Annotated in this window: 16 protein-coding genes; 8 read left to right on the top strand and 8 right to left on the bottom strand. The window is 63.8% G+C overall.

Features of this window, described 5'->3' with window-relative positions:
* The first annotated feature begins 19 nt into the window (after positions 1-19).
* Both ACIU1A_RS16940 and ACIU1A_RS16935 read left to right on the top strand, forming a co-directional pair.
* Complete coding sequence (locus ACIU1A_RS16940) at positions 20-970, top strand: substrate-binding domain-containing protein (RefSeq protein WP_140499292.1); 951 nt, start codon at positions 20-22, stop codon at positions 968-970.
* 66 nt (positions 971-1036) lie between these two features.
* Positions 1037-1630, top strand: coding sequence for a DJ-1/PfpI family protein (locus ACIU1A_RS16935; protein WP_140499290.1), 594 nt, complete (start codon positions 1037-1039; stop codon positions 1628-1630).
* A 217-nt stretch (positions 1631-1847) separates the two neighbouring features.
* Here the strand turns inward: ACIU1A_RS16935 and ACIU1A_RS16930 are convergent, their stop codons facing one another.
* Genes ACIU1A_RS16930 through ACIU1A_RS16905 form a run of 6 tightly spaced genes read right to left on the bottom strand, consistent with a single transcriptional unit; the run spans position 1848 to position 8198 of the window.
* The gene (locus ACIU1A_RS16930; protein ID WP_404924737.1) at positions 1848-2354 is read right to left on the bottom strand and encodes a sarcosine oxidase subunit gamma; all 507 of its coding nucleotides are present in this window, start codon (positions 2352-2354) and stop codon (positions 1848-1850) included.
* The gene (locus ACIU1A_RS16925; protein ID WP_404924736.1) at positions 2347-5295 is read right to left on the bottom strand and encodes a sarcosine oxidase subunit alpha family protein; all 2949 of its coding nucleotides are present in this window, start codon (positions 5293-5295) and stop codon (positions 2347-2349) included. The genes ACIU1A_RS16930 and ACIU1A_RS16925 overlap by 8 nt, the downstream gene beginning before the upstream one ends.
* Entirely contained in the window at positions 5292-5558 is a 267-nt protein-coding gene (locus ACIU1A_RS16920) for a sarcosine oxidase subunit delta (protein ID WP_140499288.1), read from the bottom strand. Before ACIU1A_RS16920 ends, ACIU1A_RS16925 begins: the two co-directional genes overlap by 4 nt.
* A gap of 12 nt (positions 5559-5570) precedes the next feature.
* Positions 5571-6827, bottom strand: coding sequence for a sarcosine oxidase subunit beta family protein (locus tag ACIU1A_RS16915; RefSeq protein ID WP_404924735.1), 1257 nt, complete (start codon positions 6825-6827; stop codon positions 5571-5573).
* A gap of 9 nt (positions 6828-6836) precedes the next feature.
* Entirely contained in the window at positions 6837-7985 is a 1149-nt protein-coding gene (locus ACIU1A_RS16910) for a M24 family metallopeptidase (RefSeq protein WP_404924734.1), read from the bottom strand.
* 36 nt (positions 7986-8021) lie between these two features.
* Positions 8022-8198 carry a hypothetical protein gene (locus tag ACIU1A_RS16905; protein ID WP_404924733.1) on the bottom strand — a complete coding sequence of 59 codons (177 nt, stop codon included), beginning with the start codon at positions 8196-8198 and terminating at the stop codon, positions 8022-8024.
* Positions 8199-8442: 244 nt separating this feature from the next.
* On the opposite strand from ACIU1A_RS16905, the gene ehuB reads away from it, so the two are divergent.
* From ehuB to ACIU1A_RS16875, 6 genes are read left to right on the top strand one after another with little or no spacing between them, the layout of a single operon-like run.
* Positions 8443-9048: an ectoine/hydroxyectoine ABC transporter substrate-binding protein EhuB gene (gene ehuB, locus ACIU1A_RS16900; RefSeq protein WP_404924732.1), complete on the top strand. Its 606-nt coding sequence runs from the start codon at positions 8443-8445 to the stop codon at positions 9046-9048.
* Positions 8985-9311: a hypothetical protein gene (locus ACIU1A_RS16895; protein WP_404928090.1), complete on the top strand. Its 327-nt coding sequence runs from the start codon at positions 8985-8987 to the stop codon at positions 9309-9311. The genes ehuB and ACIU1A_RS16895 overlap by 64 nt, the downstream gene beginning before the upstream one ends.
* Before the next feature lie 57 nt (positions 9312-9368).
* Positions 9369-10097 carry an ectoine/hydroxyectoine ABC transporter permease subunit EhuC gene (ehuC, locus tag ACIU1A_RS16890; RefSeq protein ID WP_140517355.1) on the top strand — a complete coding sequence of 243 codons (729 nt, stop codon included), beginning with the start codon at positions 9369-9371 and terminating at the stop codon, positions 10095-10097.
* On the top strand, positions 10094-10753 hold the full coding sequence (ehuD, locus tag ACIU1A_RS16885; RefSeq protein WP_140499281.1) for an ectoine/hydroxyectoine ABC transporter permease subunit EhuD: 660 nt from the start codon (positions 10094-10096) through the stop codon (positions 10751-10753). The genes ehuC and ehuD overlap by 4 nt, the downstream gene beginning before the upstream one ends.
* Positions 10750-11529 carry an ectoine/hydroxyectoine ABC transporter ATP-binding protein EhuA gene (gene ehuA / locus ACIU1A_RS16880; protein WP_404924731.1) on the top strand — a complete coding sequence of 260 codons (780 nt, stop codon included), beginning with the start codon at positions 10750-10752 and terminating at the stop codon, positions 11527-11529. The genes ehuD and ehuA overlap by 4 nt, the downstream gene beginning before the upstream one ends.
* A complete protein-coding gene (locus tag ACIU1A_RS16875) occupies positions 11526-12251 on the top strand; it encodes a GntR family transcriptional regulator (protein ID WP_404924730.1) in 726 nt (241 codons plus the stop codon). Before ehuA ends, ACIU1A_RS16875 begins: the two co-directional genes overlap by 4 nt.
* Before the next feature lie 60 nt (positions 12252-12311).
* Here the strand turns inward: ACIU1A_RS16875 and ACIU1A_RS16870 are convergent, their stop codons facing one another.
* Both ACIU1A_RS16870 and ACIU1A_RS16865 read right to left on the bottom strand, forming a co-directional pair.
* A complete protein-coding gene (locus ACIU1A_RS16870) occupies positions 12312-13427 on the bottom strand; it encodes an alcohol dehydrogenase family protein (RefSeq protein WP_404924729.1) in 1116 nt (371 codons plus the stop codon).
* A 105-nt stretch (positions 13428-13532) separates the two neighbouring features.
* Entirely contained in the window at positions 13533-14912 is a 1380-nt protein-coding gene (locus ACIU1A_RS16865; RefSeq protein WP_140582667.1) for an aspartate aminotransferase family protein, read from the bottom strand.
* Positions 14913-14937: the final 25 nt, after the last annotated feature.

Raw genomic sequence — 14937 nt, 5'->3', positions numbered from 1 at the left:
ATATCTCTGGGAGGTATTTATGTTTAGCAGGAAATGGGTTGCCGTTGCGGCAGTCGGCGCACTGATGGTGGCCGGCCAGGCGCTTGCAGCCGACAAGAAGGTGGTCGCGGTGTCGATCCCGGCGGCGGATCATGGCTGGACGGCCGGCATCGTCTATCACGCGCAGGCCGCCGCAAAGGAAATCAACGCGGCCTTCCCGGATGTCGAAGTCGTCGTGAAGACGTCGCCCTCGGCGGCCGACCAGGTAAGCGCGCTGGAGGATCTGTCGGCCAGCCGCAAGCTGGATGCGCTGGTGATACTGCCCTACACCTCCGAGGAACTGACCCAGCCGGTGAAAGCCATCAAGGAGATGGGTACGTTCATCACCGTCGTCGACAGGGGATTGACCGACCCTTCCATTCAGGACCTGTATCTTGCCGGCGACAACATCGCGGTTGGCACCAATACGGCGAAGTTCATGATCGACAAACTGGGCGGCAAAGGTGACGTCGTCGTGCTGCGCGGCATTCCCACCGTCATCGACGACGAGCGCATCAAGGGCTTCGAGGATACCATCAAGGGCACCGGCCTGAAGGTGCTCGACATGCAGTATGCCCACTGGAACAGCGACGAGGCCTTCAAGCTCATGCAGGATTACCTGGCCAAGCACCCGCACATCGATGCGGTCTGGGCCAATGACGACGACATGCTTCTCGGTGTGCTCGAGGCCGTCAAGCAGTCCGGCCGAACCGATATCAAGCTAGCGCTCGGCGGCAACGGCATGAAGGACATCGTGAAGAAGGTGATAGACGGGGATGCGATGACACCGGTCGAGACGCCGTATCCGCCGGCGATGATCAAGACCGCTATCTACATGACCGTGGCCAACTTGATCGGTCAGGCTCCGGTTCGCGGTGCCGTCAAACTCGACGCCCCGCTCATAACCCAGGCCAACGCCAAGGAATATTACTTCCCCGACTCCCCGTTCTGAGGCCCGCATCCGAATGAGGCAAGGCGCGTGATGCGCCTTGCATGCCAACAACAGAGAGGAAGAGCTATGCCAGGCAAGAAGATATTGATGCTGACCGGTGAGTTCACCGAGGAATACGAGATTTTCGTTTACCAGCAAGCGATGGAAGCCGTTGGTCACACGGTCCATGTCGTCTGCCCCGACAAGAATGCGGGCGACCTGATCAAGACCTCGCTGCACGATTTCGAAGGGGACCAGACCTACACCGAAAAGCTCGGGCACTACGCGCTGATCAACAAGACGTTCTCGGATGCGGAAAAGCAGCTCGACCAGTACCACGCGGTCTACTGCGCGGGCGGACGCGGACCGGAATACATCCGCACCGACAAGCGGGTGCAGACGATCGTTCGACACTTTCACGAGACCAAGAAGCCGATCTTCACGATCTGCCATGGCGTGCAGATCCTGATCGCGGTCGACGGTGTCGTGCGCGGCAAGAAGGTTGGTGCGCTGGGCGCTTGCGAGCCGGAAGTCACTCTCGCGGGCGGAACTTATATCGACCTCTCGCCGACGGAAGCCTATGTCGATGGCACGATGGTGTCGGCCAAGGGATGGACGGCGCTGGCCGCCTTTATCCGTGAGTGCCTGAAGGTGCTCGGCACGGAAATCCGCCACAACTGAGCCACGAACCAGGTGGAGGCCGGCGCGCTGCCGTGGCGTGTCGGCCTCCACAGTGATACCGAGGCCTTCGCCGATGCGGACAACTATATCGACCGTCGTGCAAAAGGTATGCGCGCGGTGCGTCCTGCCGGTTTAGCGGCCGCTGCGCCGGACAGGTCCAGCTTTTTCCTTATGCAATCGCGAGCGGAAAAACGTTACCCACTTTCCTGGGGTTGCTTCAACGCGCGGCGGCAATCCAGTCGGCAAGGCTGCGGGCGAAGCTTCGCGGCACGATCAGGTCGCAGCTGCTCTCGCCTGTTCGCAGATAGAGCGCCGGCACGTGATGGACGGACGTCTGTACGGCACGGCCGGGAGCCGAAGCGGCGGACGACCAGTCGACCGGCATGCAGGCAGAGAGAATGTCCTGAAGACGCGCACCCTCCATCCTGAACCGCACCCGGCCTTCGCCGAGCAGAACCGAGCAGCCCAATTCAGGATCGATCGCAATGGCCGGCGGTTCCGCACCTGTCTCGACGATCAGCCAAAGACGGCGGGGGGTGATCCTGACGATGAGGGCGCCAGCATGCCGAACCGTCTCGCCGACGTCGGCAGGAAGCGTCGCGCCCAAGGCCTGCGAGACGCTCGTTTCGAATCTTGTCAGCGTTTCTTCCCAGCCCTCGATTTGAACGATCGGGCAATCGGAGGCCCACAGGTTGAAGTCCTTCGACAGCACAGGCTCAACCATGCATGCGCTCTCCCTTGGGATCTAGGAAAACAGAAGGCACGACGCGGGCGCGAACCGTCTCTGTCCGCATCGGGTAGACCGCGGTGATCTCGTCTCCTTCGGCCGCGGCATTGCCGGCGAACAGCGCCAGTCCGACATAGTGGCCGAGTTCCGGGCTGAAGGTAACCGAGGTGATCCGACCGCGCCCGTGGCCGGTGACGGCATCGCCAGGCAGGAACAATATGGCGCCTCCGCGCAGCCGCTTGCCGTCCTCGATGCATTCCAGCCCGATGAGGCGCTGGCGGTCGGGTGCCTGAAAGGCCGGACGACGACGCAGGACGTCGCCGACGAATCCGCCGCGTTTGCCGGCCATGCGCCCGAGGCCGAGATCGTCGAGCGTGGTGCGGCCATCGATCTCGGGCCCGGCGACGTGGCCCTTTTCAACGCGCAGCGCACCAAGCGCCTCGACGCCATAAGGTTTGAGGCCGAACGGCGCGCCTGCTTCGATGAGACGGCTCCAGGCCTGTTCGCCGGCGCTGGCGCCGACATAGATCTCGTAGGCGCGCTCGCCGGAATAGCTGAGGCGGATAACGCGCAGGGCCCGTCCGTCGAACCCGGCTTCGATGACGCCCATATGCGGCAGCGTCTCGTTGGAGACATCGAGCGTGGGAAAGGCGGCGGCAAGGACATCGCGGCTTCGTGGCCCGGCGATCGACATCGCCGCCCACTCGTCGCTTACCGATGAGACCGCGACACGCAAATCCGGCCAGGCGGTGTCGAGCAGGAATTCCAGCCGCGACAGGACGTCGGCGGCCTTGGCGGTAGAGGTGGTCATGAAGAAGCGATTTTGCGACAAGCGCGTGGTGGTGCCGTCGTCGAAGACGATGCCGTCGTCGCGCAGCATGACGCCGTAGCGCGCGCGGCCAACCGGAAGCTTGGCGAAACCGTTGGCGTAGATGCGGTCGAGGAAGATGGCCGCGTCCGGTCCCTGCACGTCGATCTTGCCGAGGGTGGAAATGTCCATCAGCCCGGCGCCGCCGCGCACGATCCGCATCTCCGCGACATAGGCTTCATTCACGTCGCGTCCGGCATCGCGATAGAAATACGGACGCATCCAGAGGCCGACCTCGAGCATCTCGGCACCGTTTGCCAGGTGCCAGTCGTGCATCGGCGTGCGACGGACCGGCTTGAAGTGATGACCGACGGCGCGACCGGCCAGCGCGCCGATCGCGACCGCCGCGTAGGGCGGGCGAAAGGTCGTGGTTCCGGTTTGCGCAATCGTTGCCCGGCGCAGCGCCGCCATGGCCGAAAGTGCTGCGAAATTGCTGGTTTTGCCCTGGTCGGTCCCCATGCCGAGCGTGGTGTAGCGCTTCAGGTGTTCGACCGATTCATAGCCCTCGCGATGGGCGAGCTCGATGTCCTTGGTGGTCACATCCATCTGTAGATCGACGAAGGCCTTGCCGCGCCCAGCGGAAGAGATCGCACGAAAGGGAGCGGCCGGGGCCCCTTCGAGATCGAGTTCATCCGGCGCCGGCATGGCCGCCGGTTTTCCACAGAAGCATGCCGCTTCGACGCCGGCGCGGTGGCCGTCCTCGATCGCGTCGGCGGTCGAGAAGCGCCCCATCATCGCGCCGGCGCCGAACTGGCCTGCCGGAAAGCCGCCCGGAACGAAGCCGTCGATGTCGTCGCGATAGACGGGCCTGACGCCAAGATGCGAGGTGAGATGCACGGTCGGCGACCAGCCGCCGGAGACGCAGACGAAATCGCAGGCGATTTCCGATTTGGCGCTCGGGCCGGCAAGCCGTACGGCCTTCACCGCATGGCTGCCGCGCAGATCGGCGATCCGGGTTCCGGAGCGGATCTCTACGTTCAGGCGTCCGGCTTCCGCCGCCAGACCGGCGGGCGGAGCGCCGCGCTGGTCCGCGACCGTCACCTGCGCGCCGGCGGCGGCGAGGTCGAAAGCAGCGCGATAGGCACCGTCGTTCATCGTGGCCACGAGGATATTCTTCCCCGGCAGCACGGCGAAGCGGTTGAGATAGGTCCGGGCGGCGGACGCCAGCATGATGCCTGGCCGGTCGTTGTTGGAGAACACCAGCGGCCGTTCGATAGCACCGGCCGCAAAGATGATCGAGCCGGCGCGAAGCACGGTGAAAACCTGCCGCGCAGCGCCTTGCGCGACCTGGCCGTCATGCCGCTCGATCAGCCCCAGCGTGTTGCCGTCATAGGTGCCGAAGGCCATCGTCTTGCGCATCAGGGTGACGTTGGGCTGGCCTGCAAGCTCCGCCTCGATCTTTGTCAGCCAGGCTGCCGCCTTGCCATCGGTGCGCTCGGCAAGAAGTTGGCCACCGAGCAGAAAGTCCTGTTCGACGAGGACGACCCTGGCGCCGCTGGCTGCCGCGGCGCGCGCCGCCGACAGGCCGGCAGGGCCGCCGCCGACGACTGCAACATCGGCAAATGCATGCCGGGTCTCGTAACGGTCGGGATCGGGTTCGGTGCCGGCCCGGCCCAATCCCGCGGCTTTACGGATGAAATGCTCGTAGAACATCCAGGCGCGGCGGGTCGGACCCATGAAGGTCTTGTAGTAGAAGCCGGCAGAAAGAAGGGGCGCAAACAGGCCGTTGACGCTCTGCACGTCGAAGGCAAGGGACGGCCAGCGATTCTGGCTTTCGGCAGTCATACCTTCAGCCAGTTCCAGTGTCGTGGCCGGAAGGTTCGGTTCGCGCCGTCCACCGCTTCCGAGCGTAACCAGCGCGTTGGGTTCTTCCGGGCCGGCCGAGAAGATGCCGCGCGGCCGATGGTATTTGAAGCTGCGGCCTGTCAGCATGAGCCGATTGGCAAGCAGCGCGGAAGCAAGCGTATCGCCTCGATAGCCGCCCAGCTCGCGGCCGTCGAATGTGAAGCGGAGCGGCTGCGTGCGGTCGATGCGGCCGCCGGCGGCCAGACGATTTCCAATCATTTTCATGCTGGCATTTTCCTGGCGAAGCCGACCGATGCGATAGCGTGGTTCCTCGTGTCGCGCTCGATGACCAGCCATTGCCGGCAGCCGGTCACGTGCTGCCAGAATTCACGGTGCGGTCCCGCCGGGTTCTTGCGCACGTAGACATAGCGATACCACGCCTCCGGATCGGGATCGTCATGCGCCGGACGCACCGCGGAAGCGTCGCCGCCATAGCGGAACTCGTCATGGTCGCGCAGGCCGCAGCATGGGCAGTCGATGCGAAGCATTTCTCTCGTTCTCTATTGCAGCCAGGCCGAGGGGCCGGCGCCGGCTTCGTCGAGCGTGTGGCCGGTCCGGAAACGGTCGAGCGCGTAGGCGGCGGTCAGCGGATGCGGCTTGCCGGTGGCCAGCATATGGGCAAAGCACCAGCCGGAGGCCGGCGTCGCCTTGAAGCCGCCATAGCACCAGCCGCCATTGAGATAGAGCCCTTCTATCGGGGTCGGGCAGATGATCGGACTGGCGTCCGGCGTCATGTCCATGACGCCGCCCCAATGGCGCAGCAGCCTGACACGCGAGATGCAGGGCATCAGGGCTATCGCCGCCTCCGCCACTTCGCCCACGACGCCGAGATTGCCGCGCTGGGCGTAGGAATTGTAGCCGTCGAGATTGCCACCGAAGACCAGCCCGCCCTTGTCCGACTGGCTGACATAGAAATGGTCTGCGCCATAAGCGACGACGTGATCTACCAGCGGCTTGAGCGGCTCGGTGACGAAAGCCTGGAGCACGTGGCTTTCGATCGGCAGTTCCAGGCCGGCCCTGGCGGCGAGGAGCGAAGTATGGCCTGCGACGGCGAGGCCGACCTTGCCGGCGCCGATGCGGCCCTTGCTGGTCTCGACACCGACGATCCTTTCGCCGTCGCGGACAAAGCCGGTCACCTCACAATTCTGGATGATGTCGACCCCGTGGCCGTCGGCAGCGCGCGCATAGCCCCAGGCGACGGAATCATGGCGGGCGGTGCCTGCGCGGCCTTGCAAGATCGCACCATGGATCGGAAATCGCGCGGTTTCGGAGAAATCGAGATAGGGTACCAGCCGGCGCACAGCGCCGCGGTCGAGTATGTCGGCGTCGATGCCGTTCAGACGCATGATGTTGGCGCGATGGCTGAATGTGTCGAGTTGATCGGCCGAATGGGCAGTGACGATCTGGCCGCGCTGCGAAAACATCACGTTGAAGTTCAGCGCCCGCGACAAGCCTTCCCACAGCTTGACCGAGAATTCGTAGAACTGGGTGTTGCCGTCAAGCAGGTAGTTGGAGCGGATGACGGTGGTGTTGCGGCCGACATTGCCGCCGCCGACATAGCCCTTTTCCAGAACGGCGACATTGCGGATGCCGTGGTTCTCGGCGAGGTAGAAAGCCGTCGCAAGGCCATGCCCGCCGCCACCGACGACGATCACGTCATAGGCGGGCTTCGGCTCGGCCGCGCGCCAGGCGCGCCGCCAGTTCTTCTGGCCGGAAAGGGCATTGCGGAAAATCGAAAACGCCGAATAGCGCGCCATGTTCATGGTCTAGCGGACGATCGGGCCGGCCGGGGTGCGGGTCAGCACTTCGGCCCCCGCATCGGTCAGCAGCACGGTGTTGGAGATGAAATGGTCGCCGCGGCCGGTGCCCATCAGCCAGGACAGGATGTGGAAGCTCATCCCGGTCTCGATTTCGAGATCGGAATCGTGCCTGAGGCCCGTCACCGAATTGCCGCCGGTCCATGAGGGCGGCTGGCCGATGCCGACGAGATAGCCGCAATGATGGCGGCGATAATGCGACAGGCCGGCCTCGTCGGCGACGCCTTGCCAGGCGGCGTAGACATCGCGCGCCCTGGCGCCTGGCTCGAGCGCCCTGACGACGGCCTCGAATGCCTTGGCCGTGACCTCGGCCATGGCGGCATCTTCGTCCTTGATGTTGCCGATGCGGATCAGCCGGCCAAGCGGCGCGTGATAGCGCGAGACACAGCCCGACAGTTCGACGAAGACCGGCTCGCCGCTGCGATAGATGCCGTCGCCCCAGGTCGTGTGCTCCTCGCCGAGCCGGGCGGCGGGCCGGATGAACGGGCCGAAGCCCGGCGCGTGGCCGCCGGCGCGCACCATCGCCGCCACGCATTGGGCGGCAACCTCCTGCTCGGCGGCGCCGTCGGAGATGGCAGCGATGGCGGCACCTGCCGCAGCATCCGTGACCGTGGCGGCGCGGCGCATCAGCACCTGTTCCTCGGCGCTCTTCACCAACCGCATCTTGTCGACCAGTCCCGAGACGTCGCTCCACTTGGCGTCGGCCTGCGCCTCAAGCTTCAGGGCGAGGCCGTGGCTGAGGCCGGAGGTCCAGTTTTCGATGCCGATCCGTTTGCCGGCCAGGCCGAGTTCGGAAATGACGCGCGCGGCGAGGTCGGCCGCCGTCTCGCTGTCAGAGTGACCGCGGAATTCTGCTGCCTTCACCTGATTCTCGATCGTCACCTTCTCCATCGACCGGGTGACCAGGATAGGGCGCCGGTCGAGCGTGACGATCAGGAGGTGCGGCGCGAAATAACCCCAATGGTCGAGACCGGTGAGGTAGAAAACAGTCTCCGGCGAGGCGAAGACGGCGGCGTCGAGCTTGCGCTCTGCCAATGCCGTGCGAACTTTCGACAAGCGGCCGGCGATCTCGGCTTCGGAAAAGGGATTACGGTCCATTGAGGTGTCCTTGAGTTGCCGGTCCTGGGCTGATGGTCAGTCGATGAAGATGGGATCGCGGGTCACGTCGCAGAGCCGCTCGCCGCCGCCTTCGCTGGCGCTGGGATCCTGGCAGATGATGAGATCGAAGCCGGCCTTTGCCATGCGTTGCTTCACGTCGGCCAGGCGCCGCGCGTATTCCGCCTTGGTGGTGGGCCCGCCCGACGCGTCCAAAGCCGTTTTCCTTCCTGCCCTCATCCAAAGGCGGTTCGTATCCGCATCGAGAAAGCACACCTTAATTGTGCACAACTTGCGCATCACAAGGCCGCACAATCAAGCCCAACGGCGATTTTTCCAGATTCGTACAGTGCGTCTTGCGATATGTCCAGATGAGTTGTATACGTCTTAGTGCGCTTGACGCGATGGTGGAGAAACATCGTTCGAGCCCGATAATTATCGAAGAAGAAAAGGGGAAAGCATGTTCACGTCACAGATATCCCGCCGCGCGCTCGTGAAGGCCGCCGCCTGTCTTGCGCTCGCCGCGACCGCATTCACGTCACTGCCGGCCCATGCCGAAACGACGCTCGAACGCGCCAAGAAGGACGGCTATATCCGCGTCGGCTTCGCCAATGAGGCGCCATTCGGTTTCGCCACGCCTGACGGCAAATTGACCGGCGAAGCGCCGGAAGTCGCCAAGGCGGTGCTCGCCAAGATGGGCATTGCGCAGGTCGACGGTGTGCTGACCGAATTCGGCTCGCTCATTCCGGGTCTCAAGGCCGGCCGCTTCGACATCATCGCCGCCGGCATGTTCATCAATCCCAAGCGCTGCGCCGAGATCAATTTTTCCGAACCGTCCTATGGCATCGGCCAGGCCATGCTGGTCGCGAAGGGCAATCCGAAAGGCGTGAAGGACTATTCGAGCATCAAGGACAATCCCGATCTCAAGCTCGCCGTGATGGCGGGCGCCGTCGAGGGGGATATGCGAAGGACGCCGGCGTTGCCCAAGGACAAGTCGTTTCCTTGCCCGACCAATCCAGCCTGGTCGCGGCGGTCCAGTCTGGCCGTGCCGATGCTGCCGCGCTAACCGCGCTCTCGATCGCCGACATGGCCAAGAAGGCCGATGGCGTCGAATCGACCAAGCCCTTCGGTGAAGTTGCCGGCAAGTCGGTGAAGGGCCATGGCGGCTTCGGCTTCCGCAAGGAGGACACCGATCTGCAGGAAGCGTTCAACGCCGAACTGAAGAAGTTCCTCGGTACGCCGGAGCATATCGCGCTGGTCGAGCCGCTCGGCTTCGGCAAGGACTATCTGCCGAACAAGACGACTGCAGAGCTCTGCAAGGGCGAATAAATTCCCAACTGCTGGGCGGCGTGAAAACGCCGCCCTTTTTTTTCCTCGGAGAAGCAGATGGGTATCCGTACGCTCGTTGCCATGCTGGTCGTTTCGCTGGCCGTGATCGCGGCGCTGGCGACGCAGGAGACATACAGGCTGTTCCTACCGGGCCTATTGCAGGGTGCCGTCCTGACGATCGAGATCGCCGTCCTCGGCAGCCTGCTGGCGGTCGTGATGGGGGTGCTCGCCGCGCTGGCGCGCATGTATGGTCCAGCGCCCCTCAGATGGCTGGCGACGGTCTATGTCGAAATCTTTCGCGGCACCTCGGCGCTCGTGCAATTGTTCTGGCTGTTTTTCGTGCTGCCGCAATTCGGGGTCACGCTCGACGCGTTTCCCGTCGCGGTGCTGGCGCTTGGCTTGAATGTCGGCGCCTATGGATCCGAATGCGTGCGCGGCGCAATCCAGTCGGTCGCGCGCGGCCAATGGGAGGCGGGAACGGCGCTCAACATGAGCCGCGCGCAAATGCTACGCCGGATCATCCTGCCCCAGGCCTTCGTCGCCATGATCCCGCCCTGGGGCAATCTGTTCATCGAGCTTTTGAAATCGACGGCGCTGGTTTCGCTGATCACGCTCACGGACCTCGCCTTCAAGGCGCAGCAGATGAACCAGAACACCTTCAAGACCATTCCTATCTTCACGCTGGTGCTTTTGATGTATCTCGCCATGTCGCTCACCGTTTCTATCGGCATGCGGCTTCTCGAAAGGCGGGCCTCGCTCGGTCTGGCGCGGGGGAGGGCGGCGTGATCTGGGATTGGAGTTTTGCCGCCGAGATCCTGCCGGTGCTCGCACGCGCCGCCGTCGTCTCGATCGAGGCGACGCTGCTCGGCTTCGTCATCGCGGCTTTGCTCGGGCTGGTCCTCGCGGTAATCCGTATCGCGGTGCCCTGGACCGGCTGGACGATCTCGGTGCTGGTCGAACTGATCCGCTCGACGCCGCTGCTCATCCAGATCTTCTTCCTCTATTTCGTCTTTCCGAAATTCGGCGTCGTGCTCGACGCATTCACGGCCGGCGTTCTGGCCATCGGCATTCACTACGCCGCCTATTGCTCGGAAGTCTACCGCGCGGGCTTCGACAACATCCATCGCGGCCAGTGGGAAGCCTCGATCGCACTCAACCTCTCCTCCTGGACGACCTTTCGCGACATCATCATCCCGCAGGCGATACCGCCGATCGTGCCGGCGCTCGGCAACTATCTCGTCGCGCTGTTCAAGGAGACGCCGCTGCTGTCGGCCATCGCCGTGCTGGAACTCATGCAGACGGCCAAGATCATCGGCTCCGAAACCTTCCGCTACACCGAACCGATCACGCTGGTCGGCCTGTTCTTCCTGGCCATGAGCCTGGTTTCGGCCGCGCTCATCCGTGCTCTCGAACGCCTGCTCAACCGGAGGACCGCGCGATGACCGAACAACCGATGGTCCGTTTCGACAATGTCTCGAAGCGTTACGGCGCGCTCACCGTGCTCGACGGGCTGAACCTCGAAATCGCGCGCGGCGAGAAGGTTTCCGTCATCGGACCGTCCGGTTCCGGCAAGACCACGGTCTTGCGCATGCTGATGACGCTGGAGACGATCAATGACGGCGTCATCTGGGTCGAAGGCGAGACACTGACACATATGAAGCAAGGCGGAAAGCTGGTGCCCGCCAATCTTGCCCATATCCGCCGCATCCGGGCGAAGATCGGCATGGTGTTCCAGTCTTTCAACCTGTTTCCACACATGACGGCGATGGCCAATTGCATCGAGGCGCCGATGACAGTGCTTGGCATGAAGCGGGCCGATGCCGAAGCACGGGCGGCCGAGCTTCTCGACATGGTCGGGCTGTCGCAGAAGAAGGATCATTATCCTTCACAGCTTTCCGGCGGCCAGCAACAGCGCGTCGCCATTGCCAGGGCGCTGGCGATGCGGCCCAAGATAATGCTGTTCGACGAGGTGACGTCCGCGCTCGATCCGGAACTTGTCGGCGAAGTGCTGCAAGTGATAAGGCAAATCGGCCGCGAGCATGATTTGACGATGCTCATGGTCACCCACCAGATGGGCTTCGCCAAGGAATTTTCCGATCGCGTCTGCTTCTTCTACCAGGGTAAAATTTGCGAGCAGGGGCCGCCAGCAGAGCTTTTCGGCGCACCCAAGAATGAGCGGACGCGGCAGTTCCTGCACGCGGTCCTGGAGGCTGGATGACGCTTGATACGGATGCCTCGGCCAAGACAGTGCCGCCTTCGCGTCCGCTTTCGGCGCGCGAACGGTTCGAACGCATCTACCTAATCCTGCGCGACCGTATCTGCCTTCTCGATTATCCGCCGGGGAGCCGGCTCTCCGAAGAAGAACTCGCCCAGGAATTCGAGATCAGCCGCACACCGGTCCGACGCGTGCTGGCGCGGCTCGAGGCCGAAGGGCTTGTGCAATCGATCCACGGCGTCGGTACGATCGTTACCGACGTCGACATCGAGGAGTTGCAGCAGGTCTATCATCTGCGACTGGAACTCGCGCTGCTTGTCGGCAAGCTTTCGCCAATGCCCCGAACGGCGGTCGACCTCGATCGCATCCGAGCGCTCATCGCGCGCTGCGATTCCGATATGCTCAACCCGGATCAGCGTGCCTTCCTGCAGCTGAACATGGACTTCTTCACTGAACTATCCGGCATGACCGGGAACCAGCCCCTGCGCGAAATAAGCGAAAGACTGTATTTTCAGGTTGCGCGCGTAGTCCTCAAGATGATGCCGCAACTCGGCCTTGTGGAGGAGTTCACGGCCTTCCGGCGCGAAATGGAGGAAGTGCTGGCCGCGGCGGAAATCGGGGATTGGGAATCGATCGGGCACATCAGGCGAGCCCATATCTCGATGAGCTTTCGGCGCATGGTGCGCCATGCCGGCCGACATGATGAATTTGACGGCAAGACCTGACGGTCGTCCTTTGGCACGGTGACGCATCCGGCGCCGAGAAGCGCTGCTGCTCCGTCCTCTTTATTTAGGGTGCCGCCGTTCAGCCACGGCGTCAGGCACCACCACCAGCTTGCCGACGAAATCCTTGGCGATGAAATCGGCTTGGGCGCGGTGGAAATCGGAAAGCCTGTAGACGCCGCCGACCAGCGGCCGGATCTTGCCTTCCTCGATATAGCGCACGATACGGCGGAAATCCGCACGTGTGCCCTGGCTCGAGCCGTGAAGCTGAAGCTGCTTGAGATACATGGTCCTGAGATCGAGCTGGACGACCGGGCCGGCGATGGCGCCTGCGGTGGTGTAGCGGCCCTCGGGCCTCAGGATGCGCAACAGATCGTTGAAGATCGCGCCGCCGACAAGGTCGGCCACGACGTCGATGGGCTGGCCGCCGGTCACCTTGGCCACGGCTTGCGGCAGGTCGGCCACGCCACGGGTGATCACGGCTTCGGCGCCGATGTCGAGCACTGCCTGCTCCTTGCCCTTGCCGACGACGGCATAGGGAATGGCTCCGCGCGCCCGCGCCAATTGCACGATGCCGGAGCCGACGCCGCCCGAGGCGCCGGTGACCAGCACGCGTTCGCCGGCATTGAGCCCTGCACGTTCCAGCATCTGCTCGCCGGTGAGATAGGCGCAGCAGAAGGTGGCGAGTTCGAGGTCACTCAAGTCGGTGTCGACGACATGGGCGTTCTCGGCCGGCACAGCCTGGTATTCGGCGTAACCGCCGTCGCGGCCGTGGCCCATATAGTCGATGTCGGCGAGCGAATCGTCGTCGCGATTGTAGATCGAGAAATCGACCATCACTCGCTCGCCGATGCGATCCGGCGAGACGCCTGCGCCAACGGCGGCGATGGTGCCGACCGTGTCGGTGCCCTGGATGCGGGGGAAGGTCAGCGTGTTGCCCTGACGCCGCCATGTCGACACGGCCCCTGCGTCCTCCTCCGTGCCATAGGCGCCCTGGCGAACCCAGACGTCGGTATTGTTCATGCCGCAGGCGGTGACCTTGACCAGCACTTCGCCGGCGGCGGGCACAGGCACTTTCACGTCGGTGCGGTAGACGAGCTTTTCCGGGCCGCCGTGGCCGGTAAGCTGCACGGCCGCCATGGTGGCGGGGAGGGTGGGATGAGAGGTCATCGCGTTCACTTCCGAATACTTTGTACGTTGGCGCTGCCCCTCACCTTTACCCTCTCTCCGTGAACGACGAGAAGGTGCCGGCAGGCGGATGAGGGGCAGCGCCGATCTCGACAATTAGAGATTGGCGAACACGCTCCTCACGGCATCGGCGGTCTTGGCCACCACGGTGTCAGCCTCCTCGCGCGTCAGGCAAAGCGGTGGGGCGAAGCCCAGAATATCGCCCTGCGGCATGGCGCGGCCGATGACCCCGCTTGCGGCGAGGGCCGTGGCGATCTGCGGTCCGATCTTCTGCGCCGGATCGAAGAACACACGGTCGTCCTTGTCGGCGACGAACTCGACCGCCGCCAGCATGCCGTCACCGCGCACCTCGCCGACGTTTTTGTGGCCGCCGACGGCCTTGGCCAATTCGGCGCGGAAATAGGCGCCGGTCTCGCCGGCATTCCTCACCAGATCCATCTCATCGATCAGTTCGAGATTGGCCACACCCGCGGCGACGCAGATCGGATGCGCCGAATAGGTCCAGCCGTGCCCCAGTGAGCCGAGCTTGTCGGAGCCCTGCACCAGCACCTGCCACATCTTGTCGGCGACGATGACGCCCGACAGCGGCGCATAGGCGGAGGTCAGGCCCTTGGCGATGGTGATCAGGTCCGGCTTGATGCCGTAATGGTCGGAGCCGAACATGGTGCCCAGTCGGCCGAAGCCCGTCACCACTTCGTCGGCGACCAGGAGCACGTCGTACTTCTTCAGCACCGCCTGGATTTTCTCCCAGTAGCCGGCGGGCGGCGGCACGATGCCGCCAGTGCCGAGGATCGGCTCGCCGATGAAGGCGGCGACGGTCTCGGGCCCTTCGGCAAGGATCATCTCCTCCAGCTTGTCGGCGCAATGCTGCGAGAACTGCTCCTCGCTCATCGAGCGGTCGGCGCGGCGGAAATAATAGGGCGCCTCGGTGTGCAGGATCGGCGCGCGCGGCAAGTCGAAGGCGTTGTGGAAAAGATCGAGCCCGGTCAGCGATCCCGTCATGATGCCGGAGCCGTGATAGCCGCGCCAGCGCGAGATGATCTTCTTCTTCTCCGGGCGGCCAAGCACGTTGTTGTAGTACCAGATCAGCTTGATGTTGGTTTCGTTGGCATCCGAACCGGAGAGGCCGAAATAGACCCTCGACATGCCCTTCGGCGCACGGTCGATGATCATCTTCGACAGCGTGATCGAGGCCTCGGTGCCGTGGCCGACATAGGCGTGGTAATAGGCGAGGTTCGTGGCCTGGGCGGCGATGGCGTCAGCGATCTTCTGGCGGCCATAGCCGACATTGACGCAGTAGAGGCCGGCGAAGGCATCGATACTTTTTCTGCCGTTGCTGTCCCAGACGGTGACGCCTTCACCGCCGGCCATGATGCGCGTCGGCGATTCACCGCGCGCGTGGGTGCCCATATGCGTCGAGGGATGGAAGAAGTGATCACGATCCCAGGCGGCGAGTTCGTTGGACTGGTCGAGCATTCTTTTGACTCCTTGAGGAACGTGG

Origin of the sequence: Mesorhizobium maamorense (assembly GCF_044998965.1) — a bacterium.
Classification (GTDB): Bacteria; Pseudomonadota; Alphaproteobacteria; order Rhizobiales; family Rhizobiaceae; genus Mesorhizobium.
The sequence above is the reverse complement of the archived record's forward strand: the minus strand, read 5'-3'. Positions and strand labels throughout refer to the sequence as shown.